This is a genomic window from Pseudomonas sp. GW821-FHT09E04, from assembly GCF_059416185.1.
The window spans coordinates 448,238-472,243 of the sequence record NZ_JBWKOR010000006.1 but is presented as its reverse complement, the minus strand read 5'-3'; the positions used below and the strand labels follow the sequence as shown (position 1 = coordinate 472,243).

Genomic DNA, 24,006 nt, shown 5'->3' with positions numbered 1-24,006 from the left:
CCATAAGCCGCCGTTACCGAAGAAACGGATATTCACCCAAAACAACCCAGAGCCTGGCCGGCCCAAAGGCCGCCAAGGCCCACCGTCAACGCCGATCCTCAACCCGCCCCTGACTCTTGCTCCAATCCGTCAACAAACTATAAGCAACCGCCAACAGCGTAGGCCCGATAAACAACCCGATAAACCCAAACGCAATCAACCCGCCAAACACCCCGAGCAACACAATCACCAGCGGCAGATTCCCGCCACGGCTGATCAGATACGGCTTGAGCACGTTGTCCACGCCGCTGATGATGAACGTCCCCCAGATCCCGAGAAACACCGCCATCCCGTACTCACCCTTCCAGGCCAGCCACGCCGTGGCCGGAATCCACACCAGCGGCGGCCCCATCGGAATCAGACTGAGCAGGAACGTCACGATCCCCAGCACCAGAGCCCCCGGCACCCCGGCAATCAGGAAGCCGATCAGCGCCAGAATGGCCTGCGCCGCCGCCGTACCGATCACCCCGTTCACCACCCGCTGCACGGTGCCGGCCACCAGCTCGATGTAGTACCCGGCACGATCACCGATCAACCGCTCCAGCAGACTGTGCACGAACGCCGCGAGCCGCGGCCCGTCACGGTAGAAAAAGAACACGAAGACAATGCTCAGGGTCAGCTCGAGAATCCCGCCGCCGATCTGCGCACTGCGCGCCAGCAGCCAGTTGCCGACCTGTCCCAGATAAGGCTTGATCGACACCATCAGCGCCGCGCCCTGCTGATCGACACTGTTCCAGAACCCGACCAGCCGCTCCCCTACCAGCGGAATCGTGCCGAGCCAGGCCGGCGCTTCCGGCAGACCATCGACCTGCACATCCTTGATGAACACCGTGGCATCGCGCACGTGATCGGCCAGGTTGAACCCCAGCCATACCAGCGGTGCCGCCACCAGCACCATCCAGCCCAGGGTCAGGATACTTGCCGCCAGAGATTCGCGGCCGCCGAGCCAACGGGTCAGCAGGCGCATCAGCGGCCAACTGGCGAACGCCAGCACCGCGCCCCAGAACAGCGCCGACCAGAACGGCGCCATCACCCAGAAACTGGCGCCGAACAACACCAGCAACAGGATCTGCACCAACAGACGATCATTATTGGGCATGTGAAATCTCGAAAAAGTCAGTCAGGCAAAGAGTAGGCGAACACGCCAAACGTGCCCGCCAGAGACACCTTATCGCAACAGATCGATGCGCAGGCCGGTACCTTCGACATTAGCGGTCTCCATGCGGGCCGCACGCACACCCTGGACGATCAACGCCTGACGCCAGGCCTCGGCCTTGGGTCCGGAGACCGTGACCCGCAACGTGGTGTCGAGGTTCAGGCCACGGGACAGCAGACGCAGCCAGGTGTCGTCGGGATCGCCGGCCAGTTTCGGCAACTTCAGCTCACCGGTGTCTTTCAACTGTCGCAACAGGGTCGCCGACGTCGGCAGCAGATCACCCAATGGTGTGGCGGCTTCAAACTGCTCGACGTGCAGATACGCTTTGCGATTGCCGCGAGTGATGCTGTACAGCGCCACCAGCGTGTTGTCACGAGGCGCCGCCAGCCTCAGCAGCAGATAGGCCTGCTGCTCGTCGGCGCCGTACAGCTTGGCGTTGCCGAACACTTCATTGGCCCACAGGCTGCTTTCGCCACAATCCCGGGCCTGACACCAGAACAACAGCTCGGCGTCCTGTTTTTGCAGGGCCTCACGGGCGACGGTGAACGCTTCATTGGCGGAATGTTCGGGCGGTAACTCGTAGGTGACCGAGGTGGTTTGCCCGCGGGCGCCGACCTGGCCGTCGAAACGCAACTGGCCGCTGATCTTGCGGATCGAGCCCATCGGGTAAATCCGCTCCAGTTCCACGGGAGGGCGATAGTCGACGATCTGCGCATCGGCCAGACGCGGCACGATCGGCAGATCCTGACTGCCCGGCAGGTCGGCAGCGAGCAACACGGGACTGAAACAGCACAGCGCCAGCAGACTGAAAGATCGCATGGACAGGCTCATCGGATCGGCATGGCCGGGGCGCCTTTCTGGCTATTCGGGTTCGCAGCGGTGTAGAAATCCATTGTGGTTGTCTCCCATTTCAACCCGCCCAGCCTCGACAGTTGCCCGGGGCAAGTCAAGGAATGGCGAAGAACCGATTGAAACAGTCTGCGACAAGAACCGCACCCGACTCGTCATTCAGGTGCAGATGGTGCCCGCCCGGCAGCTGTTCCCGGTTAAAGGGTAGACGCTCCAGCAGCTCGGGATGTTTGGCCAGCATGCCGTCGGCCGCCACCACCAATTGCGTAGGACAGGCAATACGCTGGATGAAGGCCATCGCCTGTTCCTGAGTCAGACGCAATGGTGATGGCAGGGTCAGACGATTGTCGCTGCGCCAGGTGTAACCGCCGGGCACTGGCATCAGGCCTCGTTGCGCCAGCAGTTCGGCGGCTTCACGACTGACCGCCACCAGACCTTTCATGCGTGCTTCGATGGCCCGGTCGAGGGTGTTGTAGACCGGTTTGCGTTTTTCCCGAAGATCGAGCTGCGCCTGCAGGGCCATGCCCATGCGTTCGGCAGCGTTTTCGCCTTTGTCCGTCGGAGGAATCACCCCGTCGATCAATGCCAGATGGGTGATGCGCTCCGGCAACGAGCCTGCCAGCACCAGCGAAACGATCGCGCCCAGCGAATGCCCGAGCAGGCCGAAGCGCTTCCAGCCCAGTTGCTCGGCGACTTGCAGCACGTCATGGGCGTAATCCCACAACGCATAACCCGCTCCAACCGGACGATGTCCCGAGTGACCGTGGCCGGCCATGTCCAGCGCAACAATGCGCAAGCCTTTCAGTTTCGGCGCCAGACGGGCGAAGCTGTTGGCGTTGTCCAGCCAGCCATGCAGGGCAATCACCGGCAACCCGTCTTCCGGGCCGAAAAGATGCGCCGCCAGTTCGATATGCGGCAGGCTCAGACGCACCTCTTCGACCGCCGGGCTCATGCGCAATCCTTGTGCTGGCGGTTTTCCCAGCGAGTGAACAGGTTTTTCAGCAACTGCGCGGTGTCCTGCGGCCGCTCAAGGGGAAACATGTGACCGCCGGGCACAGTCAGTGACTCGCCCTGAGGCAGACGGCCGACGAAGCGGGTGTGATGGTTCATCACCACGCGGCTCTTGTGCCCGCGCACCACTGCCAGCGGCACCTGGAGCTGGCGGGTACGCCCGGGACTGGTGTGCGGCACACCGCGATAAATACTGATCTCGGTGGCCGGATCGAAGCGCAGGCGCAATTTGTCGCCAACCTTGTGCAGACCGTGTTGCAGGTAGGCGTCGAAGCACTCGGGATCGAACCCGCGGAACAGGGTCTTGCCGGCAAAATAGCTGCGGGCACTGTCGAGGTCGGCGAATTCTTCGCGTCGTCCCAATGTGCGACCGGCCGGGGTGAGCTTGTCGATGAAGCCAAAACGCTTGGCAGCACGGATCACCCAGCGATCGGTGCGGGTCAGCACCGGCGAGTCGAGCATCACCACCCCGCGATACAGCTCCGGGCAACGCAGAGCGGCGTGCAGATGCAGCATTCCGCCGAAGGAATGGCCAACGCCCCACACCGGCTCGTCCTGCTGTTGCAGGTGATGGATCAACTCGTCCACCAGGTGGTACCAGTTGTCACCCGCCGGAAAACGCGGGTCGTGGGCATGCTGCTCCAGATGCGTCACCCGGAACTCCGGCGCCAGCGCCGAGAACAGCTTGCCGTAGGTACCGGAAGGGAAACCGTTGGCGTGGGCGAAGAAGATCGGTTGCGACATACGGGCAAATCCATGGGCGGTAAACGTGGCGTTGATTGTCCGTAAGACCGCGCTTCACAGCAATGACCGTAACTGCCAGGAATGATGACAGTCCGGTCAGGGCTATGACGGATCGGTCAGCGCGCCGGCGGCTGCTCACCCAGCGGCACCACTGCCATGGTCAGCCGCGACACGCAACTGGCCTTGCCTTCATCGCTGGTCAGGCGGATGTCCCAGACGTGGGTCGTGCGGCCAATGTGAATCGGCTTGGCCACCGCCGTCACCCGTCCGCTGCGCAATCCACGCAGATGGTTGGCGTTGATCTCCAGCCCCACGCAATAGAACTTGCTGGCATCGATGCACAGGTAACTGGCCATCGAGCCGACGGTTTCGGCCAGCACCACCGACGCACCGCCGTGCAACAGGCCATAAGGCTGGTGGGTGCGATGGTCGATCACCATGCTGGCGGTCAGGGACTCTTCGTCGAAGGACTCGAAACGGATGTCCAGCACTTCGCCGATGGTGTTTTTCTGGATTGCGTTCAACTGCTCGATGTTGGGAGTGGTGCGCCACAAGGTCATCGCAGGCTTCCTTTGTTGTTTTGATCGTCGCTCAATCCTGCCACAGCACCGCCTCGCTGCGCTCGCTCCATTCTTCGAAGCGTGCGCCGTAGGTGTCTTCGATGACGTTGCGCTTGATCTTCAGGGTCGGCGTGAGAAAGCCGTTTTCCACCGCCCAGCTGTCCTTGACCACCACCAGACGCCGCAGGCGCTCGTGCTTGTCGAGGGCACCGTTGACCTCCTCCAGCAACTTTTCCAGGCTCGAATGCATTTGCGGTCGCGCTTCCTCGTGGCCGGCGGCCGAAAGCACACACAGCCCCAGCGGTGCACTCAAACCATCGCCGACCACGCAGACCTGCTCGATCCGCGTATGCACGGCGAGGCGGTTTTCGATCGGGGCCGGGGCGACGTATTTGCCTTTGCTGGTCTTGAAGATTTCCTTGAGCCGCCCGGTCAGGCGCAAACGGCCTTCGGCGTCTTGTTCGCCCTTGTCACCGGTACGCAGGAAACCATCGGCGGTCAGGGTCTCGGCGGTTTTCTGCGGTTCCTTGAAATAGCCGAGCATGTTGGCCTGGCTGCGCACCTGCACTTCGCCGGATTCATCGATCCGCACTTCGACGTCAGGGCAAGGCTGGCCGATCCAACCCTGCTTGTACTGACCCGGCAGGCAGATGTGCGAATAGCCGCAGCTCTCGGTCATGCCGTAGACCTCCAGCACATCCAGCCCGAGTTTCTGATACCAGTCGAGCAAGGCCTGCGGCACCGGCGCGGCACCGGACAAGGCCACACGCAAGGCATCCAGCCCCAGCCCGGCAAGGACTTTGTACCCGACCCGCTTGCCGATGAAAGGCAAACCGAGCAGGAAATCCAGGCGTTTGGCGGGGATCTTCGCGTACACGCCCATCTGGAATTTGGTCCAGATCCGCGGCACGCCAAACATCGCTGTGGGCCGCGCGCGTTTCAGATCGGTGAGAAAGGTATCGAGGCTCTCGGCAAAGAACACCGTCTGCCCGGTATAGATCGACGCCAGTTCGACGAACATCCGTTCGGCCACATGACACAGCGGCAGATAGGACAGCAGACGATCGTTTTCATTGAGGCCGAACAACTGCGTGCCACGGGTGGTGGCGAAACCGAGATTGGCAAAGCTGTGCATCACGCCTTTGGGCAGGCCAGTGGTGCCGGAGGTGTAGATGATGGTCGCCAGTTGATCGGCAGCAGGTCGTGGATCGTCCTGGATCGGTGAGCTGCGTTGCAGGTCGTCCCAGTTGAAATCGAACGTGCCCGGCGGGTGCAGCGGCAGGCTGATGGTCGGCAGATCCGCCGGCACACCGGTCGACATCCCCGGCCAGTCATCCAGTTTGCCGATGAACGCCAGCACGCTTTCGGAATGGGTGAGGACCTGATTGACCGAGTCGGCAGTGAGATTGGGATAGAGCGGCACCGAAACGTGTCCGGCCATCCAGATCGCCAGGTCGGCGATGATCCAGTGGGCACAGTTTTTCGAGATCAGCGCGATGTGGCTGCCTTGGGGCAACTCCCGGGAGCGCAGCCAGTGCGCGGCGCAGCGGGCCTGATGGCCGACGTCGGCCCAGGTCAGCGTTTCGACCTGCCCACCGCCGATGGGCTGCACCAGGAAGCGTTGGCGCGGGTGCCGGGCCTCGCGCTCGTAGAACACGTCCAGCGGCAATCGAAAAGCAGCAGACATGCGACTCGCTCCTTTCTTTTTGGGATGGAGCAAGCGTAGTCAACCAAGCAAGTGCTTGGTTGACTATTTCATACAAAAAATTTCACGGATGCTTGAGGCTGTTCAGCGTCATCGACCCGATCAACAACTCGCTGTGTTCGAGCTCGGCGAGCCCGGCGGTGCTGACCTTTTCCGGCGGATAGCCGGCGCCGTGTTGCAGGTAGCTGAGCAGATGCCCGACCAGCGGATTGTGGCTGACCAGCAGCACATTGCTCACCGACACCAGTTGCTCGGCGACGCGGTCCGGATCAACCTCCGGCGTCAACCACTCGACCGTGCGGATCTCCGGCTCGAAACCCAACGCCTCGCGCACCAGTTGCGCGGTCTGCTGCGCCCGCAAGTACGGGCTGGCGTAGATGGCCGTCAGTGGCTGGCCCATCAATCGGGCGGCGCTGCTGAGCACTTCCTTGCGACCGTGAGCGGTCAGCTCCCGCTCCGAATCGGGGCGCGAGCCATAGGGCTCGGCCTCACCGTGACGTAATACCCAGAGTTTCATAGTTTGGGTTCCTCATCCCGGGCCGGATGCGGTGCTGGCGCAACAACGTGTGGCGCCTCACCTTCCGGAGTACGCGGCGCCGGCCAGTCGGCGAACGGCCAGGGCTTCTGGTCGCTGTGGAAACTGCCGAACCGGCCGATCTGGGCCAGGAACTGGCTCAGGCTGTCACCGAAATTCATCAGACCGGCGCTTGGAGCGCCATAGATCAGTCTATACACAAGCTGCACCAGCACCACCGCGCCGAGGATGAACTGCGCCACCTGCCAGACCACGATGTAAACGATCATCCACAACACCCGCAGCAGGATGGATTCGTACTTGGCTTCGGTTTTCGGATCGTTCATGTCTAGCTCCCTTGCCCTGAAATAAAAAGCAATCAGTTGAAACCACTGGTGGAAATGAAGTCGACGTCGGTCTTCGGCTCAGCGCGCATCAACAGGCCGATCACCTGATCCAGCGTGCGCCCTTCGAACAGGATCGCGTGGAGCCCGGCGACCAGCGGCATGTACACGCCGACCTCCTGGGCCTTGGCCTTGAGCACTTTCAGGGTGTTGACCCCTTCAGCGACTTCACCGAGACGCGACACCGCTTCGTCGAGGCTCAAGCCCTGACCGAGGGCGAAACCGACCTGATAGTTGCGGCTTTTCGGCGACGAGCAGGTGACGATCAGGTCGCCGACTCCGGCCAGACCGAGGAAGGTCATCGGGTTAGCCCCCTGATTCACCGCAAACCGGGTCATCTCGGCCAGGGCGCGAGTGATCAGCATGCTCTTGGTGTTCTCGCCCATCTCCAGCGCCACCGCCATGCCGGCGATGATCGCATAGACGTTTTTCAGTGCGCCGCCCAGTTCCACGCCGAAACGGTCGGCACTGGCGTAGACGCGAAAGGTGCGGCCATGCAGCGCGGCCTGCACTTCTTTGCACAGTTCTTCGTCTTCGCTGGCGACTACCGTGGCGGTCAGCGCGTGTTCAGCGATTTCCCGCGCCAGGTTCGGCCCGGACAGCACGCCGATGCGCGCCTGCGGGGCGATCTCTTCGAGAATCTGGCTCATCAGTTTGAAGGTGTGAGCTTCGATGCCTTTGGTCAGGCTGACCAGCATCTTGCCGCTCAGGCGCTCGGCATGAGCCGCCAATACCGTGCGCAGCGCGCTGGACGGCAACGCCACGAAACACAATTCGCAGGCATCGAGGGTTGCCTGCAGGTCGGTGACCGCCGTCACGCCGGGCAGAATCTTGATGCCTTTGAGGTAACGCGGGTTCTCGCGATTGACCCGGATGGCCTCGGCCTGTTCGGGGTCACGCATCCACTGCCGGACTTGATGGCCGTTCTCGGCCAACAGATTGGCCACGGCGGTACCGAAACTTCCGCCTCCCAGGACCGCAATCGGGCGCTGTTCAGTCATATGTAATCCGTTAATCCATACCAGTGGCGATGCGGGCATTATACGGAGCGGCCCCTTCTCGGACAGCCCCGGCGTCAATTACCGGCACTTGTAGGAAGAAGACCAATAAAACCGAGGAAAATGCCCGCAACGTGACTGGAAAAGTCACTGTCCTCGGTTAACATGCGCGCCAATTCTTTGCTATCAAGGCTGCGTCGTGTTTTCTGGCACTCCCTCCCCGCGTTCGTCCCTGCTGTTGGCGCTGCTGTTCAGCCCGATGTTGCTGGCGGACGACCTGTTTCTCGACAGCGAGGCCTTGCCCCAGATCCTCACGGCCACGCGCCTGAAACAGTCCCCGGCGGAAGTCCCCGGCAGCATGACCGTGCTCGACAGCGAACTGATCAACGCCAGCGGCGCCCGGGACATCAGCGAGCTGCTGCGCCTGGTGCCGGGGATGATGGTCGGCAACATCAGCGGCAATCAGGCGGTGGTGAACTATCACGGCACCAACGCCACCGAAGCACGGCGCATGCAGGTACTGATCGACGGCCGCTCGGTGTACCGCGCCGGCCTGGCCACGGTGGACTGGAGCGACATCCCGGTAGCCATGGAAGACATCGAGCGCATCGAAGTCTTTCGCGGCCCGAACACTGTCAGCTATGGCGCCAACGCGCTGATGGCGGTGGTCAACATCATCACTCGCAACCCGGCCGACAGCCACGGCACACGGTTGAAAATCACCCGTGGCCAACGCGGCATCAACGATTTCTATGCCAGTCAGGGAACAGGCTGGAATGGCGGCGACCTGCGTCTGTCGCTGTCCGGCCAGGAAGATGACGGCTTCGACAGCGACCGCACCGGCGCCGATTACCGCGACAGCCGCCGCTTGAACCGCTTCAGCCTTGCGGTCAGCCAGACCCTCAGCGACAACCAGAGCGTGGACTGGCAGCTCAACGCCAAGGACGGAACCAACCAGCGGCCTTACACCTATCGCCCGGTGTTCTCGGGGATTACCGCTGCCGGGAACAATTCCGACGTGATCGCCAAGGATTACGCCGGTTCGGTGCGCTGGAATCTGGACATCAACCCCGATCACAGCCTTTATGTACAAGGCTCGGCGCAACACTGGGACCGCCAGCAGACCTGGCGCGCCTGCGACGCCGAGGTATCGTTCAGCCCGCAGCTGACGGAGTTGTGGCAACTCAACCCGAATTACACCGAACAACTGGCGCGCAACATCACCCGCTTCATCGGGCCTGGTGCTGCACCCGGCACCCCCACGGAAATGGCCTTGGCCAATCAAGTGCTCGATCAATGGCGCAATGGCGCCGGCCGGACTCTGTGCGGCGACATCGACCAGAGCGCCCGGGAATCGCGCTATGACCTGGAATTACAGGACACCCTCAGCCTGTCCGACAGTCTGCGTCTGGTCAGCGGCCTGAACTATCGTTACGACCGGGCCGATTCCGAGACCTATTTCAACGGAACGCTGGACGACACCACGTGGCGTGCGTTCGGCCAACTGGAATGGCGCGCCAGCGAACACTGGCTGTTGCAGGGTGGCGCCATGTTTGAAAACACCCAGTTGATCGGCAGTTCGCTGACGCCCAGGTTTGCCGTCAATTACCTGATCAACCCGCGCCACAGCCTGCGTGCGGTGTACTCGGAAGCGATCCGTTCACCGGACATGTTCGAGAACAACGTCAACTGGAGTTATCAGGTGACCAACCTGCGCCCGTCCGCCTTCGGCCAGTCTTCGGCCCGCTACTTCGTCAAGACCCGGGGCCCCGGCGATCTGGACCAGGAGCACATGCGCTCGCGGGAACTGGGCTACAACGGCTTTTTCCCTGAATGGGGCCTGGCGCTGGACGTGAAGCTGTTCTACGACGAAATCACCGGGATGATCAGCGAGCCGCTGCGCAACAATCAGTACATTGCCAGCAACGCCAATGACTCGCGCTTTCGCGGCACCGAGACCCAGGTGGATTGGCGCCTGAGTGCGGCCGATCGGCTGCGCCTGACTTACGCCTACGTCGACGCCGAGGCGAGCAACCCGCTGGACCAGCAGTTCACCGCGCGCAACAGCGGCTCGGCCGGTTGGCTGCGCGACTGGGGTCAGGGCTGGAACAGTGCCCTCTTCTATTACGGTGACAACGCCCTCAACGGCTATCGCTTCGAGCGGGTCGACACGCGCATTACCAAACGTATCCCACTGGGCAAGGCCCAACTGCAACTGGCCGGGGTGCTGCAACAGCGTCTGGACAATGAGCCGACCACCTTCGTCGACAACAACTACGACGAACGCCGGGTGATGTATTTCAGCGCCGAGCTGGAGTTCTAGATGCGCTACGCCCTGTCGCGGAAGATGCCAACGGCCGCCCAATGGCTGGCCGGGCTGTGCCTGTTCCTGACAGCCTGGCTGCACGGCGTGGCGGTGCAGGCGGCCGACATTCTGCTGACCGGCGCCGAGGAAAGCCCCGGCGTGCAATCGTTCGTGCAGGCCCTGAGCGAACTGCGCCCCACCGACCGCGTACATTTCCAGCCACTGGCGAGCCTGCCGGCGCCGGGCAAGCTGCCGTCCAGCCTGCGCCTGATTCTGCTGGACCTGCCGAGCCTCGACTGGCGCATGCAGGAACCCCAGGGGCCGGCGACGCTGGTCCTGCGCATCAGCCGCTTGCAGGCCCGACAACGCTTCGGCACTGCGCAACCGCCCCACTTGAGTCTGCTGTGGAGCGATCCGCCGCTGAGTCGCCAGTTGCAGTTGATCCGACGGATCCTGCCCCAGGCTCAGCGAGTCGGCGTGCTGTTCGATCAGCACAGTGAGTTCCTGCTCAAGGAGCTGCAATCGGCCGCCCAGCCGCTGAATCTGCAAATCGTCCCGCAGCGCTGGGACAACACCCACGACAGTCGCCCCTTGCAGGCCGTGCTGAAAAACAGCGATGTGTTGCTGGGCCTCGACGATCCCGACCTGTACAACCCGAAAACCGCGAAAAACCTGCTGCTCAGCAGCTATTCGCGGCAACTGGCGCTGATCGGTCCGAACGTCTCGTTCGTGCGCGCCGGCAGCCTCGCCAGTACTTACAGCGACCAGAGCGATTGGCTGGCGGTGCTCGACGAATTGCTCGACCGCCCGCCGGCCACCTGGCCGAGAGCGCTCTATCCCGAGCGTTTTAAAGTATCAAGCAATGCGCAGGTGGCTCGTTCATTAGGGATAGAACCGATGAATGAAGCGTCTGTTGCCGAAGAGCTGGCCCAAGGAGAGCGCCGCCCATGATTTTCCGCCGTTGGGACATCAATACCCGCACCCAGTTGATCAGCCTGGGTCCTGCGCTGTTGCTGACCTTGCTGCTGATCAGCTTTTTCACCTTCGTGCGCATCCAGGATTTGCGTCAGGAGCTGAACCACACCGGTCAACTGATCGCCAACCAGCTCGCACCCGCCACCGAATATGGGGTGATTTCCGGCAACAACGAAGTGCTGGAAAGCCTGCTCAAAGCCACGCTGGCCACGCCGAACGTGCGCTTTCTTGAAGTACAGGACAGCGCCAACCGCATTCTGGCGTATGTCGAACAACCGTCGGACACGCACAAACGCCCGCATCAGGTCGAAGTGTTCCAGTCGCCGGTGCGGCTGCAGCGGATTGCCCTGCACAATGATTTCTTTCAGGACGGCAAAAGCAGCAACGGCGGCGCCAGCGAAGATTATCTGGGGCGGGTGATCGTCGGTCTGTCCAACGATGCCTTCAGTCAGCGCCAACAGGAAATCCTGCTCAAGGCCGGGATTCTGGCGCTGTTCGCCCTGCTCTTCACCTTTGTCCTGGCGCGGCGACTGGCCGGCAGCCTGTCGCAGCCGATCCGCGATATCGGCGATGCGGTGAAGGCGATTCAGGACGGTGACTACAAGACCCCGCTGCCGATTGTCGATGACACCGAGTTGGGCGCCCTTTCGCAACACATCAACAATCTGGCCCAGGCCCTGGAACAGGCCAGCCGCGAACAGCATCAAGCGATGGCGCAACTGATCCAGACCCGCGAAGAGGCGGAAAAGGCCAACAACGCCAAATCGGATTTCCTGGCAATGATGAGCCATGAACTGCGCACCCCGATGAACGGTGTACTGGGCATGCTGCAACTGCTGGAAACCACCGAAATGACCGAGGAGCAGATCGAATACGCGGCGCTGGCTTCCGAGTCCACCGAGCATTTGCTCAAAGTGATCAACGACATTCTGGATTTCTCGCGCATCGAGCGTTCGGAACTGGAGCTGGAACACATTCCATTCAACCTCGCCGACCTGATCGGCGCGTGCGCGCAGTCGTTCCAGCACAGTGCGGCGCAGCGAGGCCTGGAGTTGCAATTGCGGATCCCCGAAGACCTGCGCGGCTTGCAGGTGCAGGGCGATCCGACGCGGATCCGGCAGATCCTGGTCAACCTGGTGGGCAATGCGCTGAAGTTCACCGAGCAGGGGCGCGTCAGCATCGAGGCCCAGTGGCAGTCGCTGGATCACGAATTGCTGTGGTTCACCTGCTCGGTGCGCGACAGCGGCATCGGGATTTCTTCGGAAAGCCTGGAATTGATGTTCAACGCGTTCCAGCAAGCCGACAGCTCGATTTCGCGTCGTTATGGCGGAACCGGTCTGGGCTTGCCGATCGCCCGTACCCTGGCCGAGCGAATGGGCGGCACCTTGCGCGCGCAAAGCGAAGAAGGTCGCGGCTCGGTGTTTACCCTGGAAATTCCGTTGGCTCTATATAAGCAGGCATTGCCTGCACTGGCGGCGCCGCGTGCAATCGATGGCAATGCGCACGGCGAAGGTCGCAATGTCTTGCTGGTGGAAGACAATCCGGTCAACCAGACCGTGATCGAGGCAATGTTGCGCAGTCTGGGCTTCACTGTGAGCGTCGCCACCGACGGTATGCAGGCCGTGCGCAGTGCCGGGGGCAGTCGTTACGAAGCTATCCTGATGGATTGCCGTTTGCCGATCATCGACGGTTACGAGGCAACCCGACAGATCCGTCGCCTGCCCGGCTGCGGTCATGTACCGATCATCGCCCTGACCGCCAACGCGTTGCAGGGCGACCGCGAAAACTGCCTGTCGGCGGGGATGAATGATTACCTGGCCAAGCCGTTCAAACGTAATGACCTGCAGCAGATTCTGCAGCGCTGGGTGCAGTAGGGAGGCCCTTTCGAGCATCTGCGACTGGCGTGAAAAGCGAAAGTGCGGCAGTCTTAGGCACCCGAACGAGCCTCAAAAGGGGCTTGAATAAAAATTTCAGTGCACAAGTGTACATTCATGTCCTTGGTGCTGTGACTTTCACCACAACGCAATAGTCTATGAGTAGGCTGCCGGTTCGAGGCATGAACGCGTCGATCGGTCGGGAAGATTTGCCCCACCTGCCGCATGGGATTATTGAGGAGCTCGCATGACCAAACAAAACGCCTTTACTCGGGAAGACCTGCTGCGCTGCAGTCGCGGTGAGCTGTTCGGCCCAGGTAACGCGCAACTGCCCGCCCCGAACATGCTGATGGTGGATCGCATCACCCTGATCAGCGAAGAAGGCGGCAAGTACGGCAAAGGTGAATTGGTCGCCGAGCTGGATATCAACCCTGACCTGTGGTTCTTCGCTTGCCACTTCGAGGGTGATCCGGTGATGCCGGGCTGCCTGGGTCTGGACGCCATGTGGCAACTGGTCGGCTTCTTCCTGGGCTGGCAAGGTCTGCCGGGCCGCGGCCGTGCGCTGGGCTCGGGCGAAGTGAAATTCTTCGGCCAGGTCCTGCCGACCGCCAAGAAAGTCACCTACAACATTCATATCAAGCGCGTCCTCAAAGGCAAGCTGAACCTGGCCATCGCCGACGGTTCGGTGACTGTCGACGGTCGCGAAATCTACACCGCCGAAGGCCTTCGCGTCGGCGTGTTTACCTCCACTGACAACTTCTAAGGGTTATTCGCATGCGCCGCGTCGTTATCACTGGTCTGGGCATTGTTTCGTGCCTGGGCAATGACAAAGAGACCGTCTCCGCTAACCTGCGTGCAAGCCGCCCTGGCATCCGGTTCAACCCGGAATATGCCGAAATGGGTCTGCGTAGCCAGGTTTCCGGCTCCATCGACCTCAACCTTGAAGAACTGATCGATCGCAAGATCTATCGCTTCGTCGGCCACGCAGCGGCTTACGCCTACCTGGCCATGAAAGACGCCATCACCGATTCCGGTCTGACCGAAGAGCAGGTGTCCAACCCGCGTACCGGCCTGATCGCAGGTTCCGGTGGTGCGTCGACCCTGAACCAGATGGAAGCGCTGGACATCCTGCGCGAGAAAGGCGTCAAGCGCGTCGGCCCATACCGTGTAACGCGGACCATGAGCAGCACCGTTTCGGCGTGCCTGGCCACTCCGTTCAAGATCAAGGGCCTGAACTACTCCATCGCTTCTGCCTGCGCCACCAGTGCTCACTGCATCGGTACCGCCATGGAACAGATCCAGATGGGCAAGCAGGACATCGTGTTCGCCGGTGGCGGTGAAGAGGAGCACTGGAGCCAGTCGTTCCTGTTCGACGCAATGGGCGCCCTGTCCAGCAAGCGCAACGACACCCCGGAAAAAGCCTCCCGTGCCTACGACGCCGACCGTGACGGTTTCGTCATCGCTGGCGGTGGCGGCATGGTCGTGGTCGAGGAGCTGGAGCACGCTCTGGCCCGTGGCGCGAAGATCTACGCGGAAATCGTTGGCTACGGCGCGACGTCCGACGGCTACGACATGGTGGCTCCAAGCGGCGAAGGCGCTATCCGCTGCATGCAGATGGCAATGTCCACCGTCGACACCCCGATCGACTACCTGAACACCCACGGCACCTCGACTCCGGTCGGCGACGTCGCGGAAATGAAAGGTGTGCGTGAAGTGTTCGGCGACAAGGCCCCGGCCATCAGCTCCACCAAGAGCCTGTCGGGTCACTCCCTGGGCGCCGCCGGCGTTCACGAAGCGATCTACTGCATGCTGATGATGGAAGGCAACTTCATCGCCGGTTCCGCCAACATCGACGAACTGGACCCTGAAGTGGCCGATCTGCCGGTGCTGACCAAGACCCGCGAAAACGCCACCATCAACACCGTGATGAGCAACAGCTTCGGCTTCGGTGGCACCAACGCCACCCTCGTGCTGAAGCGTTGGGAAGGCAAGTAATTCCCTTCCGCTGAGCCGCACATGAAAACGCCCCGACTGGTTCGGGGCGTTTTTTTTCGCCTGGAGAAAAGCGTTTTTCAGCAGCGCCAAGATGAAACTTCTGTCATGCAACTTACTGCCCTGCGACCGAATGTCGCGTATTTGGCGGGCTCCAGCACTGTTGCAGATTTCGCAAGGATACATTGCACGAATCGAGCGTTTACTTAGCAGGCTAACAAATTCTATAACAGAGGCCTGCACACGCCTTGCTGCAGATAACAGAGATTGGAGCTAGCAGATGACTGTAAAAGTAACTGAACGCGACGATTCACACATGTCCCATGAAGGCGTAGCCGCCGGTGTACGGATCTGGGATGTGCATCAACAAGACTTGCTGGTCGGCATGTTCCACAACGAGATCGACGCCCACAACTACAAGGCCGAACTGGAACTGCTCGAACGGCAACGTGACCAACGCTCTGCCTGAATCAAACCACAGCATTGAAAACGACAAACCCCGCCATGAGCGGGGTTTGTCGTTATTGGGCGTTTCAGCGCAGCTTCACAGCCCGGCGGGACCCGTTTACCACATCAGATCATCAGGGATCACATAAGCCGCGTACGGATCGTCCTCGGCATTGACCTCTTCAACCTTCTCGTTGAGCTGCACGATGCGCTGTGGATCGCGCTCCTGAATCTTCAGGGCCGCCTCACGAGGAATCACTTCGTAGCCGCCAGCATGGTGCACGATCGCCAGCGAACCGCTGCTGAGCTTGTTGCGCATCAGCGTGTTGACCGAGATGCGCTTGACCTTCTTGTCGTCGACGAAGTTGTAGTAGTCCTCGGTGGTCAGCTTCGGCAGACGCGAGACTTCGATCAACTGCTTGACCTGCGCGGCGCGGGCCTTGGCCTCGGCCTTCTCCTGCTGCTGACGGTTCAGCTCCTGGTCGCGCTTGACCTTCTCGGCCTGAGCTTCCTGGGCAGCGCGCTGCTGGGAGTCGTCCAGTTCGATCTGGCCTTTGTGGGCCAGACGTTGTTGTTTCTGCTTGTCTTTGCTGACCTGTTTGGCCTGCTTTTGGTTGACCAGTCCTGCCTTGAGCAACTGGTCGCGAAGGGAAAGGCTCATTGATGCTTACTCACTTGGGCAACGGCTCAGCCGCAGCTGGGCAAATTCTTTTCCTGACGTTTGGCTTCACCCCACAGGGCGTCCAACTCTTCGAGGGTGCAATCTTCTATGGGTCGGTGGGTGTCGCGCAATGCCTGTTCGATAAATCGGAAACGTCTTTCGAACTTGCCATTGGCGCCACGCAGTGCGGTTTCCGGATCGACCTTCAGATGCCGGGCCAGATTGACCACGGAAAACAGCAGGTCGCCGATCTCGTCGGCCACCGCTTGCGGGTCATTCTCGGACATGGCTTCGAGCACTTCATCGAGCTCTTCGCGCACCTTGTCCAGCACCGGCAACGCGTCCGGCCAGTCGAAACCGACCTGCCCGGCGCGCTTCTGCAACTTGGCTGAGCGGGACAATGCCGGCAACGCGGCGGGCACATCGTCGAGCAATGACAGTTGCTGCGGCGCGGGGGATTTCTCGGCGCGTTCTTCGGCCTTGATCTCCTCCCAGCGCTGCTTGACCTGTTCTTCGCTCAGGCGCGGCACGTCCAGTGGCGCATACAGATCACCGGTGGGAAACACGTGCGGATGACGACGGATCAGTTTGCGGGTGATGCTGTCGACCACACCGGCAAACTCGAACCGCCCTTCTTCCCGCGCCAGCTGGCTGTAATACACCACCTGAAACAGCAGATCGCCCAACTCGCCCTGCAAGTGATCGAAGTCGCCGCGCTCGATGGCGTCGGCGACTTCGTAGGCTTCCTCGAGGGTGTGCGGGACGATGGTCGCGTAAGTCTGCTTGATGTCCCACGGGCAACCGAACTGCGGGTCGCGCAGACGGTTCATCAGGTGCAACAGGTCTTCAAGGCTGTAGATCGATTTCATGGAGTCCGGTTACGCCGCGTCTCGATGATGTTCGGCAACTGGGAAATCCGCCCCAGCAACCGCCCCAGTGCGTCCAGCCCCGGAATCTCGATGGTCAGGGACATCAGCGCTGTGTTGTCCTCCTTGTTCGAGCGGGTGTTGACCGCCAGCACGTTGATCCGCTCGTTGAGCAGCACCTGCGAGACGTCACGCAGCAGACCGGAACGGTCGTAGGCGCGAATGACAATGTCCACCGGATAGGTGAGCACCGGCACCGGGCCCCAGCTGACCTGAATGATCCGCTCCGGCTCGCGCCCGGACAGTTGCAGCACCGAGGCGCAGTCCTGACGGTGAATGCTCACGCCGCGGCCCTGGGTGATGTAACCGACGATCGCATCGCCCGGCAACGGCTGGCAGCAGCCGGCCATCTGGGTCATCAGGTTGCCGACGCCCTGGATCTGAATGTCGCCGCGTTTGCCCGGCTTGTAGCCGGTGGCCTTGCGTGGAATCAGTTCCAGCTGTTCGTTGCCGCGTTCCGGCTCGACCAGTTGTTGCGCCAGGTTGACCAGTTGCGCCAGACGCAGGTCGCCGGCCCCGAGGGCGGCGAACATGTCTTCGGCGGTTTTCATGTTGGCCTTGTCGGCCAGCTTGTCGAAATCCACCGCCGGCAGACCGAGGCGATTGAGTTCGCGCTCGATCAGGGTCTTGCCGGCTGCGACGTTCTGATCGCGAGCCTGCAACTTGAACCAGTGAACGATCTTCGCCCGCGCCCGGGACGTGGTGACGTAACCGAGGTTCGAGTTCAGCCAGTCGCGGCTCGGCGTACCGTGCTTGCTGGTGATGATCTCGACCTGCTCGCCGGTCTGCAGGCTGTAGTTGAGCGGGACGATCCGCCCGTTGATCTTGGCGCCGCGGCAGTTGTGACCGATTTCAGTGTGCACGCGGTAAGCGAAGTCCAGCGGCGTCGCGCCCTTCGGCAAATCGATGGCGTGGCCGTCCGGGGTGAAGATGTAGACCCGGTCCGGTTCGATATCGACCCGCAACTGTTCGGCCAGACCACCGATGTCGCCCAGCTCTTCGTGCCACTCGAGCACCTGACGCAGCCAGGAGATTTTCTCTTCGTAGTGGTTCGAGCCGGACTTGACGTCGGTGCCCTTGTAGCGCCAGTGCGCGCAGACGCCGAGCTCGGCCTCTTCGTGCATCGAATGGGTACGGATCTGGACTTCCAGCACCTTGCCTTCCGGACCGATCACCGCGGTGTGCAGCGAGCGGTAGCCGTTCTCTTTCGGGTTGGCGATGTAGTCGTCGAACTCTTTCGGAATGTGCCGCCACAGGGTGTGGACGATGCCGAGCGCGGTGTAGCAGTCGCGCATTTCCGGCACCAGCACGCGCACCGCACGCACGTCGTAGATCTGGCTGAACTCCAGACCCTTGCGCTGCATTTTGCGCCAGATCGAATAGATGTGCTTGGCCCGGCCGCTGATGTCGGCGTCGACGCCGGTGGCCTGCAATTCGTCCTTGAGCTGCGTCATCACATCGGCGATGAAACGCTCGCGGTCGAGCCGCCGCTCATGCAGCAACTTGGCGATCTGTTTGTATTGGTCGGGTTCCAGGTAACGGAAGGACAAGTCCTCCAGTTCCCATTTGATATGACCGATGCCGAGTCGGTGGGCGAGCGGCGCATAGATGTCGAAGACTTCCCGGGCGACCCGGTTGCGCTTTTCGTCGTCGGCGGTTTTCACCGCGCGGATCGCACAGGTGCGTTCGGCAAGTTTGATCAGTGCGACGCGTACGTCGTCGACCATCGCCACCAGCATCTTGCGCAGGTTTTCCACCTGGCCCTGAGTGCCCATCACCATCGATTGGCGAGGACTGAGGCTGGCGCTGATCGCGGCCATGCGTTGCACGCCGTCAATCAGTTTGGCGACCACCGGACCGAAGCGCTGGCTGACCGCTGCCAGTTCGATCTGGCCTTCGCGCACGCCACGGTAAAGCACCGCCGCGACCAGCGAATCCTGATCCAGCTTGAGGTCGGCAAGAATCTCCGCGATTTCGAGGCCGGTGCTGAAACTGCCGCTGCCCTCGGTCCAGAGATTCTTCGCTGCGTTGGACTGTTGCTCGGCCTGTCGAGCGAACTCACAGGCCTCTTTCAAGGCTTCGCGATCCAGTGCCAGATCGACACTGACCGCATGATCGAGCCAAGCCTCGAGATTGATACTGCCGTCGGTGTTGATCGGCTGGTGTGCTCTCACCTGTACCATCTTGCTTTACCTTCCCTACGACGCAGATTCAATGCGTCAAATCACTGACCTGTATTGCCCGTTCGCACTCGCGGGGCTAAGACGAGCGCTGCACGGGCGGACCAGTCGGATCAGACGAGCCATCCTAGCTCGCTTCAAATAACGCCATGGCCTCGACATGTGCCGTCTGAGGAAACATATCGAGAATCCCGGCACGTTTTAACCGGTAGCCCTGCTTGATCAATTCGACCGTATCGCGCGCCAGAGTTGCAGGGTTGCACGACACATAAACCAACCGCTCGGCACCCAGGGTCGCGAGCTTGCGCACCACCTCGAAAGCACCGTCACGCGGTGGGTCCAAGAGTACCGCAGAAAAGCCGTTTCCGATCCACTCGGCATCGGTCAAAGGCTGGGATAAATCGGCCTGAAAAAACTTTGTGTTATGCAAATTGTTGCTAGCGGCATTCGCCGCGGCGCGATCGACCATGGTCTGCACGCCTTCGACCGCTACTACTTCGCGCACAGCTTTGGCCAGCGGCAAGGCAAAGTTGCCGAGACCGCAGAACAGGTCGAGCACGCGCTCATCGGCGGTCGGTTTCAACCACTCCAGTGCCTGGGCAACCATGGCTTCGTTGACCCCGGCATTGACCTGGATGAAATCTCCCGGCCGCCAGGCCAGTTCCAGATCCCACGGCTCCAGGCGATAGCCCAGCGACTGCGTGACATCGACCGGTTGCGGCCCGTCTTCGCCGTGCAGCCACAACTGCGCCTGATGGAATGCGCAGAAATCCTTGAGGATCGTCAGGTCAGCCTCGGACAGCGGCGCCATGTGACGCAGCAGAACGGCCAGGGACGAACCACTGAACAATTCCACATGACCCAGCGCCTGAGGTTTGCTCAGGCGACGGAGCATCTCCGGCAAACGGGTCATGATCGGTTGCAAGGGCTGTACCAGCACCGGGCATTCGCTGATCGCCACGATGTCCTGGCTGCCGGCGGCGCGGAAACCGACTTCGAGCGTTTTGGCCTTGCTGTCCCAGCGCACGGCGACCCGGGCGCGGCGTCGGTAGCCGAATTCCGGACCGGTCAACGGTGCAGCCCATTCTTCAGGCTCGACACCGGCGACCCGCGAAAGCTGTTCGGCGAGCATGCGCTGTTTCAGGGCAAGCTGTTCGCCGTGGGGCAAATGCTGAACGCTGCAACCGCCGCAGCGACCGGTGTGCTGACAAGCGGCCGGACGACGCAATTCGCTGGCCGTGAATACACGTTCGGTACGCGCCTCGACCACTTTGCCGTGGGCGCCCAGTACCCGCGCCTCGACCTCTTCACCCGCCAGGGCGCCGAGGACAAACCAGGTTTTACCTTCAAAAAACGCGATGCCGCGACCGTCATTGGCCAGGCGCTCGATCTTCAAGCGCTGCTTTTTGCCGGTCGGGATTTGCGGGGCCTTGCTGCCGCCGGTGGGCTGGAAGCGCAGGCCTCTCTCGTGCTTGGCCATCAGTTGGGCGCGTCGAAAATGCCGGTCGACAGGTATCGGTCGCCACGGTCACAGATGATCGCGACGATCACCGCGTTTTCAACTTCTTTGGACAGGCGCAGCATCGCTGCCACCGCACCGCCCGAGGACACGCCGCAGAAGATGCCTTCTTCGCGGGCCAGACGACGGGTGACGTCTTCGGCTTCGCTTTGCGCCATGTCGACAATGCGATCGACACGATCAGCCTGATAGATCTTCGGCAGGTATTCCTGCGGCCAGCGGCGAATGCCGGGAATGGCCGAGCCTTCCATCGGTTGCAGACCGATGATCTGCACGCTGTCGCTTTGCTCTTTGAGGTAGCGCGACACGCCCATGATGGTCCCGGTGGTCCCCATGGAACTGACGAAATGAGTAATGGTGCCCTGGGTCTGACGCCAGATTTCTGGGCCGGTGGTGGTGTAGTGCGCTTCGGGGTTGTCGCCGTTGGCGAACTGATCCAGCACCTTGCCACGACCTTCGGCTTCCATCCGCTGGGCGAGATCGCGAGCGCCTTCCATGCCCTCTTCCTGGCTGACCAGAATCAGCTCCGCACCATAAGCGGTCATCGCCGCCTTGCGTTCAGCGCTGGAGTTGTCCGGCATGATCAGGATCATCTTGTAACCCTTGATCGCGGCAGCCATTGCCAACGCGATCCCGGTGTTGCCCGAGGTCGCTTCGATCAGCGTATCGCCGGCGTGGATCTGCCCGCGCAACTCGGCACGGGTGATCATCGACAGCGCCGGACGATCCTTCACCGAACCCGCAGGGTTGTTCCCTTCGAGCTTGAGCAATAGGGTGTTGCTGGTGACACCGGGCAGGCGCTGCAAACGCACCAGCGGCGTGTTGCCGACGCAATCGGCGATGGTTGGGTACTGCAAGGTCATGGCGTTTTTCGCAATCCGGACAGCGGGGGCGCCTATCATACCGGCAAACCTGCGCGGCCCATATCACGCAAAGTGTGGTGCTTATGGTTTCTTGGAATAAGCAGTAAAAGTCTCACCAGTGGTGAGACTTTTGTGCCGCTCACACAATCTGCGGGCGACACACATCCACGATGGGAGCCGACTTGCCAGCAAAGGCGTCGGAATGGGCGGCGCTATCATCCGCCACCAACCGTAAATTCAATCGCAACCCTGACTCGCCGTTCTCAGCCCAAAGGCTCCCGCCCTGCCGCTGCACCGCATTCCTCGCAATGCTCAGCCCCAGACCAAATCCACCGTCCCCCGGCCGCGAGCCGTCGAGTCGGGTGAACGGCGAGAAGATCCGCTCCAGATCCGCCTCGGCCACACCGCCACCCTCGTCCTCCAGCCATAGATGCCAGTAATCCCCGTCACGCCGGCCATCCAGCCGCACGATGCCGCCCGCTGGCGAATGCCGGATCGCGTTGCGCAGGATGTTTTCCAGCGCCTGGGCCAGGGTATTGAGATTGCCGCGCACCCAGCACGATGCATCCACCGCACATTGCAACTGGCCCACCGGACAGCAACTTTCGTAACAGGCGTTTTCCGTGAGCATTTCCCACAACGCCTGGATCTGGATCGCCTCGTCCGGCAGCGGTGCGCGTTCGGTTTCGAGCCAGGCCAGTTGCAGGGTGTCTTCGACCAACCGCTGCATGCCATCGACTTCGCGGCCAATGCGTTCGCGCAACGGCAACAAACCCTGCTCGCTTTCGCTGGCCACCCGCAGGCGACTCAGGGGGGTGCGCAGTTCGTGGGACAGGTCGCGCAACAATTGCTGTTGCAGGGCGACGGTCGATTGCAGGCGTTCGGACATCGAGTCGAAAGCCCGGGCCAGTTCGCCGAGTTCGTCCGGGCGCTGGGTAATGCCGCTCGACAGGCGCACATTCAATTGATCGGCACGCCACGCGTTGGCCTGCTCGCGCAGGTTGTTCAGCGGCACCACCAGCAAGCGATACAGGCCCACGCACAGCAACAGGGTGAACAGGCCGGGAATCACGCCGTTGGTGATCACCCGCCAGAACACTCGGTATTTGCCCGGCAGGAATCGCTCAGGCAACTCGATGACCAGGCTGCCGGCGGAGGGTTCTGCGGGAAAGGGAACACGCAGCCACGGCCGGCCTTTCTTGTGAATCGGCCAGTCGAGCCCCCGCAGAAAGGTCAGGTGCTGGATTTCCTTTTCGTTCAATGGATCACGGCTCAGCGACTGCAAGTTGCCGTCGATCACACCGACCCAACCAGCTTCGCGCAATTCCATGCTCTGTAACCAGCGGTCGACGCCGTCACGCTGATCGCGCCGCCAAGCCGCTTCGGCTTCGGCGGCATAACGCGTGAGCGTGCCGCGAGCCTCGTCGGAGAGGAACTGATTGCGCTCCTCCATATAACGGCCCCAGGACCAGCTCAGCCAGATCATCAACAGACAGAACGCCACCAGCAGACAGGCCAGTTTCCAGAACAGCGAATGCCGACCCGGAAGTTCAGACACCCTCATCGACGGCGCTCAGAACGTAGCCCTTGCCCCACACCGTGCGCACTTCCCGCTCGGTGTAGCCGATCGATTTGAGTTTGCGGCGGATCTGGCTGATGTGCATGTCGAGGCTGCGGTCGTGGGCCGCGTAACCGCGCTGAAGTACATGCTGATAAAGGAAGGCCTTGCTCAATACCTCGTCGTCATTGCGATTGAGGGTTTCCAGCAAGCGGTATTCGCTGCGGGTCAGGCCGGCCGGTTGATTGCAGTAAGACACTTCGCACTGCTCGTCGTCGAAGTGCAGACCGCCCGCCGCCACCGGCTCAACGCTGACGGCCGGGCGCCGATCGAGAGCGACCCGACGCAAGATCGCTTCGATCCGCACGTGCAGCTCCGCCATGCTGAACGGCTTGGGCAGATAGTCGTCAGCCCCCAGGCGAAAACCGCTGATGCGATCGGCCTCGGCCCCCAGCGCCGACATCAGCAACACTGGCGTGGAATGACTCTGGCGCAGTTGCGTCAGCACATTCAGACCATCGAGGCCCGGCAACAGAATGTCCATCAACACCACATCGAATGGCTGGCGCCGGGCGATGCTCAGGCCCTCGCTGCCGTTCTGGCACCAGGTGACCTGGAAGCCGCTGCGCCCCAATTGCTCGTGAACATAGGCACCGAGCACGGGATCGTCCTCGATGGAAAGAATGCGTGGCTGGCCAACAGAGACAGGAGTCATGACTATCTGCA

General features: G+C 61.6%; 22 protein-coding genes. 6 read left to right on the top strand and 16 right to left on the bottom strand.

Annotated elements, in window-relative coordinates; translation table 11 throughout:
- Positions 1-85 precede the first annotated feature (85 nt).
- From AC07N4_RS23880 to AC07N4_RS23840, 9 genes are all read right to left on the bottom strand, one after another.
- Positions 86-1,138: an AI-2E family transporter gene (locus AC07N4_RS23880; protein WP_096817984.1), complete on the bottom strand. Its 1,053-nt coding sequence runs from the start codon at positions 1,136-1,138 to the stop codon at positions 86-88.
- A 69-nt stretch (positions 1,139-1,207) separates the two neighbouring features.
- Positions 1,208-2,014: a DUF4892 domain-containing protein gene (locus AC07N4_RS23875; protein ID WP_493065942.1), complete on the bottom strand. Its 807-nt coding sequence runs from the start codon at positions 2,012-2,014 to the stop codon at positions 1,208-1,210.
- Between the two features lie 127 nt (positions 2,015-2,141).
- Positions 2,142-2,996: an alpha/beta hydrolase gene (locus AC07N4_RS23870; RefSeq protein WP_493065943.1), complete on the bottom strand. Its 855-nt coding sequence runs from the start codon at positions 2,994-2,996 to the stop codon at positions 2,142-2,144.
- Positions 2,993-3,799: an alpha/beta fold hydrolase gene (locus AC07N4_RS23865; RefSeq protein WP_248740093.1), complete on the bottom strand. Its 807-nt coding sequence runs from the start codon at positions 3,797-3,799 to the stop codon at positions 2,993-2,995. The genes AC07N4_RS23870 and AC07N4_RS23865 overlap by 4 nt, the downstream gene beginning before the upstream one ends.
- Positions 3,800-3,915: 116 nt before the next feature.
- On the bottom strand, positions 3,916-4,359 hold the full coding sequence (locus tag AC07N4_RS23860; RefSeq protein ID WP_007957810.1) for a hotdog fold thioesterase: 444 nt from the start codon (positions 4,357-4,359) through the stop codon (positions 3,916-3,918).
- Between the two features lie 31 nt (positions 4,360-4,390).
- Positions 4,391-6,046: an AMP-binding protein gene (locus AC07N4_RS23855; RefSeq protein ID WP_273540998.1), complete on the bottom strand. Its 1,656-nt coding sequence runs from the start codon at positions 6,044-6,046 to the stop codon at positions 4,391-4,393.
- 82 nt (positions 6,047-6,128) lie between these two features.
- Complete coding sequence (sixA, locus tag AC07N4_RS23850) at positions 6,129-6,581, bottom strand: phosphohistidine phosphatase SixA (protein WP_085710970.1); 453 nt, start codon at positions 6,579-6,581, stop codon at positions 6,129-6,131.
- Complete coding sequence (locus AC07N4_RS23845; RefSeq protein ID WP_096817994.1) at positions 6,578-6,925, bottom strand: DUF4389 domain-containing protein; 348 nt, start codon at positions 6,923-6,925, stop codon at positions 6,578-6,580. Before AC07N4_RS23845 ends, sixA begins: the two co-directional genes overlap by 4 nt.
- 32 nt (positions 6,926-6,957) lie before the next feature.
- Positions 6,958-7,983: an NAD(P)H-dependent glycerol-3-phosphate dehydrogenase gene (locus tag AC07N4_RS23840; protein WP_096817996.1), complete on the bottom strand. Its 1,026-nt coding sequence runs from the start codon at positions 7,981-7,983 to the stop codon at positions 6,958-6,960.
- Between the two features lie 256 nt (positions 7,984-8,239).
- On the opposite strand from AC07N4_RS23840, the gene AC07N4_RS23835 reads away from it, so the two are divergent.
- From AC07N4_RS23835 to AC07N4_RS23810, 6 genes are all read left to right on the top strand, one after another.
- Positions 8,240-10,303: a TonB-dependent receptor plug domain-containing protein gene (locus AC07N4_RS23835; RefSeq protein ID WP_493066061.1), complete on the top strand. Its 2,064-nt coding sequence runs from the start codon at positions 8,240-8,242 to the stop codon at positions 10,301-10,303.
- Positions 10,304-11,236: an ABC transporter substrate-binding protein gene (locus AC07N4_RS23830; RefSeq protein WP_493065944.1), complete on the top strand. Its 933-nt coding sequence runs from the start codon at positions 10,304-10,306 to the stop codon at positions 11,234-11,236. It abuts the gene before it with no gap.
- The gene (locus AC07N4_RS23825) at positions 11,233-13,134 is read left to right on the top strand and encodes an ATP-binding protein (protein ID WP_102620998.1); all 1,902 of its coding nucleotides are present in this window, start codon (positions 11,233-11,235) and stop codon (positions 13,132-13,134) included. Before AC07N4_RS23830 ends, AC07N4_RS23825 begins: the two co-directional genes overlap by 4 nt.
- Before the next feature lie 247 nt (positions 13,135-13,381).
- Positions 13,382-13,897: a 3-hydroxyacyl-[acyl-carrier-protein] dehydratase FabA gene (gene fabA, locus AC07N4_RS23820; RefSeq protein ID WP_003227150.1), complete on the top strand. Its 516-nt coding sequence runs from the start codon at positions 13,382-13,384 to the stop codon at positions 13,895-13,897.
- An 11-nt stretch (positions 13,898-13,908) separates the two neighbouring features.
- Positions 13,909-15,129 (top strand): beta-ketoacyl-ACP synthase I, encoded by a 1,221-nt coding sequence (fabB, locus tag AC07N4_RS23815; protein ID WP_096818004.1) that lies wholly within the window; start codon positions 13,909-13,911, stop codon positions 15,127-15,129.
- Between the two features lie 277 nt (positions 15,130-15,406).
- Positions 15,407-15,595: a hypothetical protein gene (locus tag AC07N4_RS23810; RefSeq protein WP_096818006.1), complete on the top strand. Its 189-nt coding sequence runs from the start codon at positions 15,407-15,409 to the stop codon at positions 15,593-15,595.
- Positions 15,596-15,691: 96 nt separating this feature from the next.
- Here the strand turns inward: AC07N4_RS23810 and AC07N4_RS23805 are convergent, their stop codons facing one another.
- From AC07N4_RS23805 to AC07N4_RS23775, 7 genes are all read right to left on the bottom strand, one after another.
- Complete coding sequence (locus AC07N4_RS23805) at positions 15,692-16,234, bottom strand: DUF2058 domain-containing protein (protein WP_007957793.1); 543 nt, start codon at positions 16,232-16,234, stop codon at positions 15,692-15,694.
- Positions 16,235-16,260: 26 nt separating this feature from the next.
- Complete coding sequence (gene mazG / locus AC07N4_RS23800; protein WP_493066062.1) at positions 16,261-17,094, bottom strand: nucleoside triphosphate pyrophosphohydrolase; 834 nt, start codon at positions 17,092-17,094, stop codon at positions 16,261-16,263.
- A gap of 5 nt (positions 17,095-17,099) precedes the next feature.
- Positions 17,100-19,343 carry a GTP diphosphokinase gene (gene relA, locus AC07N4_RS23795; RefSeq protein ID WP_096818008.1) on the bottom strand — a complete coding sequence of 748 codons (2,244 nt, stop codon included), beginning with the start codon at positions 19,341-19,343 and terminating at the stop codon, positions 17,100-17,102.
- A gap of 124 nt (positions 19,344-19,467) precedes the next feature.
- A complete protein-coding gene (gene rlmD / locus AC07N4_RS23790) occupies positions 19,468-20,820 on the bottom strand; it encodes a 23S rRNA (uracil(1939)-C(5))-methyltransferase RlmD (protein ID WP_493065945.1) in 1,353 nt (450 codons plus the stop codon).
- Complete coding sequence (gene cysM / locus AC07N4_RS23785) at positions 20,820-21,722, bottom strand: cysteine synthase CysM (protein ID WP_096818012.1); 903 nt, start codon at positions 21,720-21,722, stop codon at positions 20,820-20,822. The genes rlmD and cysM overlap by 1 nt, the downstream gene beginning before the upstream one ends.
- A 139-nt stretch (positions 21,723-21,861) precedes the next feature.
- Positions 21,862-23,286 (bottom strand): histidine kinase sensor domain-containing protein, encoded by a 1,425-nt coding sequence (locus AC07N4_RS23780; RefSeq protein ID WP_493065946.1) that lies wholly within the window; start codon positions 23,284-23,286, stop codon positions 21,862-21,864.
- Positions 23,273-23,995 (bottom strand): response regulator transcription factor, encoded by a 723-nt coding sequence (locus tag AC07N4_RS23775; protein ID WP_493065947.1) that lies wholly within the window; start codon positions 23,993-23,995, stop codon positions 23,273-23,275. Before AC07N4_RS23775 ends, AC07N4_RS23780 begins: the two co-directional genes overlap by 14 nt.
- Between the last annotated feature and the right edge of the window lie 11 nt (positions 23,996-24,006).

Excerpts from the sequence above, each read along its gene's own strand:
- AC07N4_RS23880 (WP_096817984.1), bottom strand. The coding sequence starts at position 1,138 with ATGCCCAATAATGATCGTCTGTTGGTGCAGATCCTGTTGCTGGTGTTG.
- AC07N4_RS23875 (WP_493065942.1), bottom strand. The coding sequence starts at position 2,014 with ATGCGATCTTTCAGTCTGCTGGCGCTGTGCTGTTTCAGTCCCGTGTTG.
- AC07N4_RS23870 (WP_493065943.1), bottom strand. The coding sequence starts at position 2,996 with ATGAGCCCGGCGGTCGAAGAGGTGCGTCTGAGCCTGCCGCATATCGAA.
- AC07N4_RS23865 (WP_248740093.1), bottom strand. The coding sequence starts at position 3,799 with ATGTCGCAACCGATCTTCTTCGCCCACGCCAACGGTTTCCCTTCCGGT.
- AC07N4_RS23860 (WP_007957810.1), bottom strand. The coding sequence starts at position 4,359 with ATGACCTTGTGGCGCACCACTCCCAACATCGAGCAGTTGAACGCAATC.
- AC07N4_RS23855 (WP_273540998.1), bottom strand. The coding sequence starts at position 6,046 with ATGTCTGCTGCTTTTCGATTGCCGCTGGACGTGTTCTACGAGCGCGAG.
- sixA (WP_085710970.1), bottom strand. The coding sequence starts at position 6,581 with ATGAAACTCTGGGTATTACGTCACGGTGAGGCCGAGCCCTATGGCTCG.
- AC07N4_RS23845 (WP_096817994.1), bottom strand. The coding sequence starts at position 6,925 with ATGAACGATCCGAAAACCGAAGCCAAGTACGAATCCATCCTGCTGCGG.
- AC07N4_RS23840 (WP_096817996.1), bottom strand. The coding sequence starts at position 7,983 with ATGACTGAACAGCGCCCGATTGCGGTCCTGGGAGGCGGAAGTTTCGGT.
- AC07N4_RS23835 (WP_493066061.1), top strand. The coding sequence starts at position 8,240 with ATGTTGCTGGCGGACGACCTGTTTCTCGACAGCGAGGCCTTGCCCCAG.
- AC07N4_RS23830 (WP_493065944.1), top strand. The coding sequence starts at position 10,304 with ATGCGCTACGCCCTGTCGCGGAAGATGCCAACGGCCGCCCAATGGCTG.
- AC07N4_RS23825 (WP_102620998.1), top strand. The coding sequence starts at position 11,233 with ATGATTTTCCGCCGTTGGGACATCAATACCCGCACCCAGTTGATCAGC.
- fabA (WP_003227150.1), top strand. The coding sequence starts at position 13,382 with ATGACCAAACAAAACGCCTTTACTCGGGAAGACCTGCTGCGCTGCAGT.
- fabB (WP_096818004.1), top strand. The coding sequence starts at position 13,909 with ATGCGCCGCGTCGTTATCACTGGTCTGGGCATTGTTTCGTGCCTGGGC.
- AC07N4_RS23810 (WP_096818006.1), top strand. The coding sequence starts at position 15,407 with ATGACTGTAAAAGTAACTGAACGCGACGATTCACACATGTCCCATGAA.
- AC07N4_RS23805 (WP_007957793.1), bottom strand. The coding sequence starts at position 16,234 with ATGAGCCTTTCCCTTCGCGACCAGTTGCTCAAGGCAGGACTGGTCAAC.
- relA (WP_096818008.1), bottom strand. The coding sequence starts at position 19,343 with ATGGTACAGGTGAGAGCACACCAGCCGATCAACACCGACGGCAGTATC.
- rlmD (WP_493065945.1), bottom strand. The coding sequence starts at position 20,820 with ATGGCCAAGCACGAGAGAGGCCTGCGCTTCCAGCCCACCGGCGGCAGC.
- cysM (WP_096818012.1), bottom strand. The coding sequence starts at position 21,722 with ATGACCTTGCAGTACCCAACCATCGCCGATTGCGTCGGCAACACGCCG.
- AC07N4_RS23780 (WP_493065946.1), bottom strand. The coding sequence starts at position 23,286 with ATGAGGGTGTCTGAACTTCCGGGTCGGCATTCGCTGTTCTGGAAACTG.
- AC07N4_RS23775 (WP_493065947.1), bottom strand. The coding sequence starts at position 23,995 with ATGACTCCTGTCTCTGTTGGCCAGCCACGCATTCTTTCCATCGAGGAC.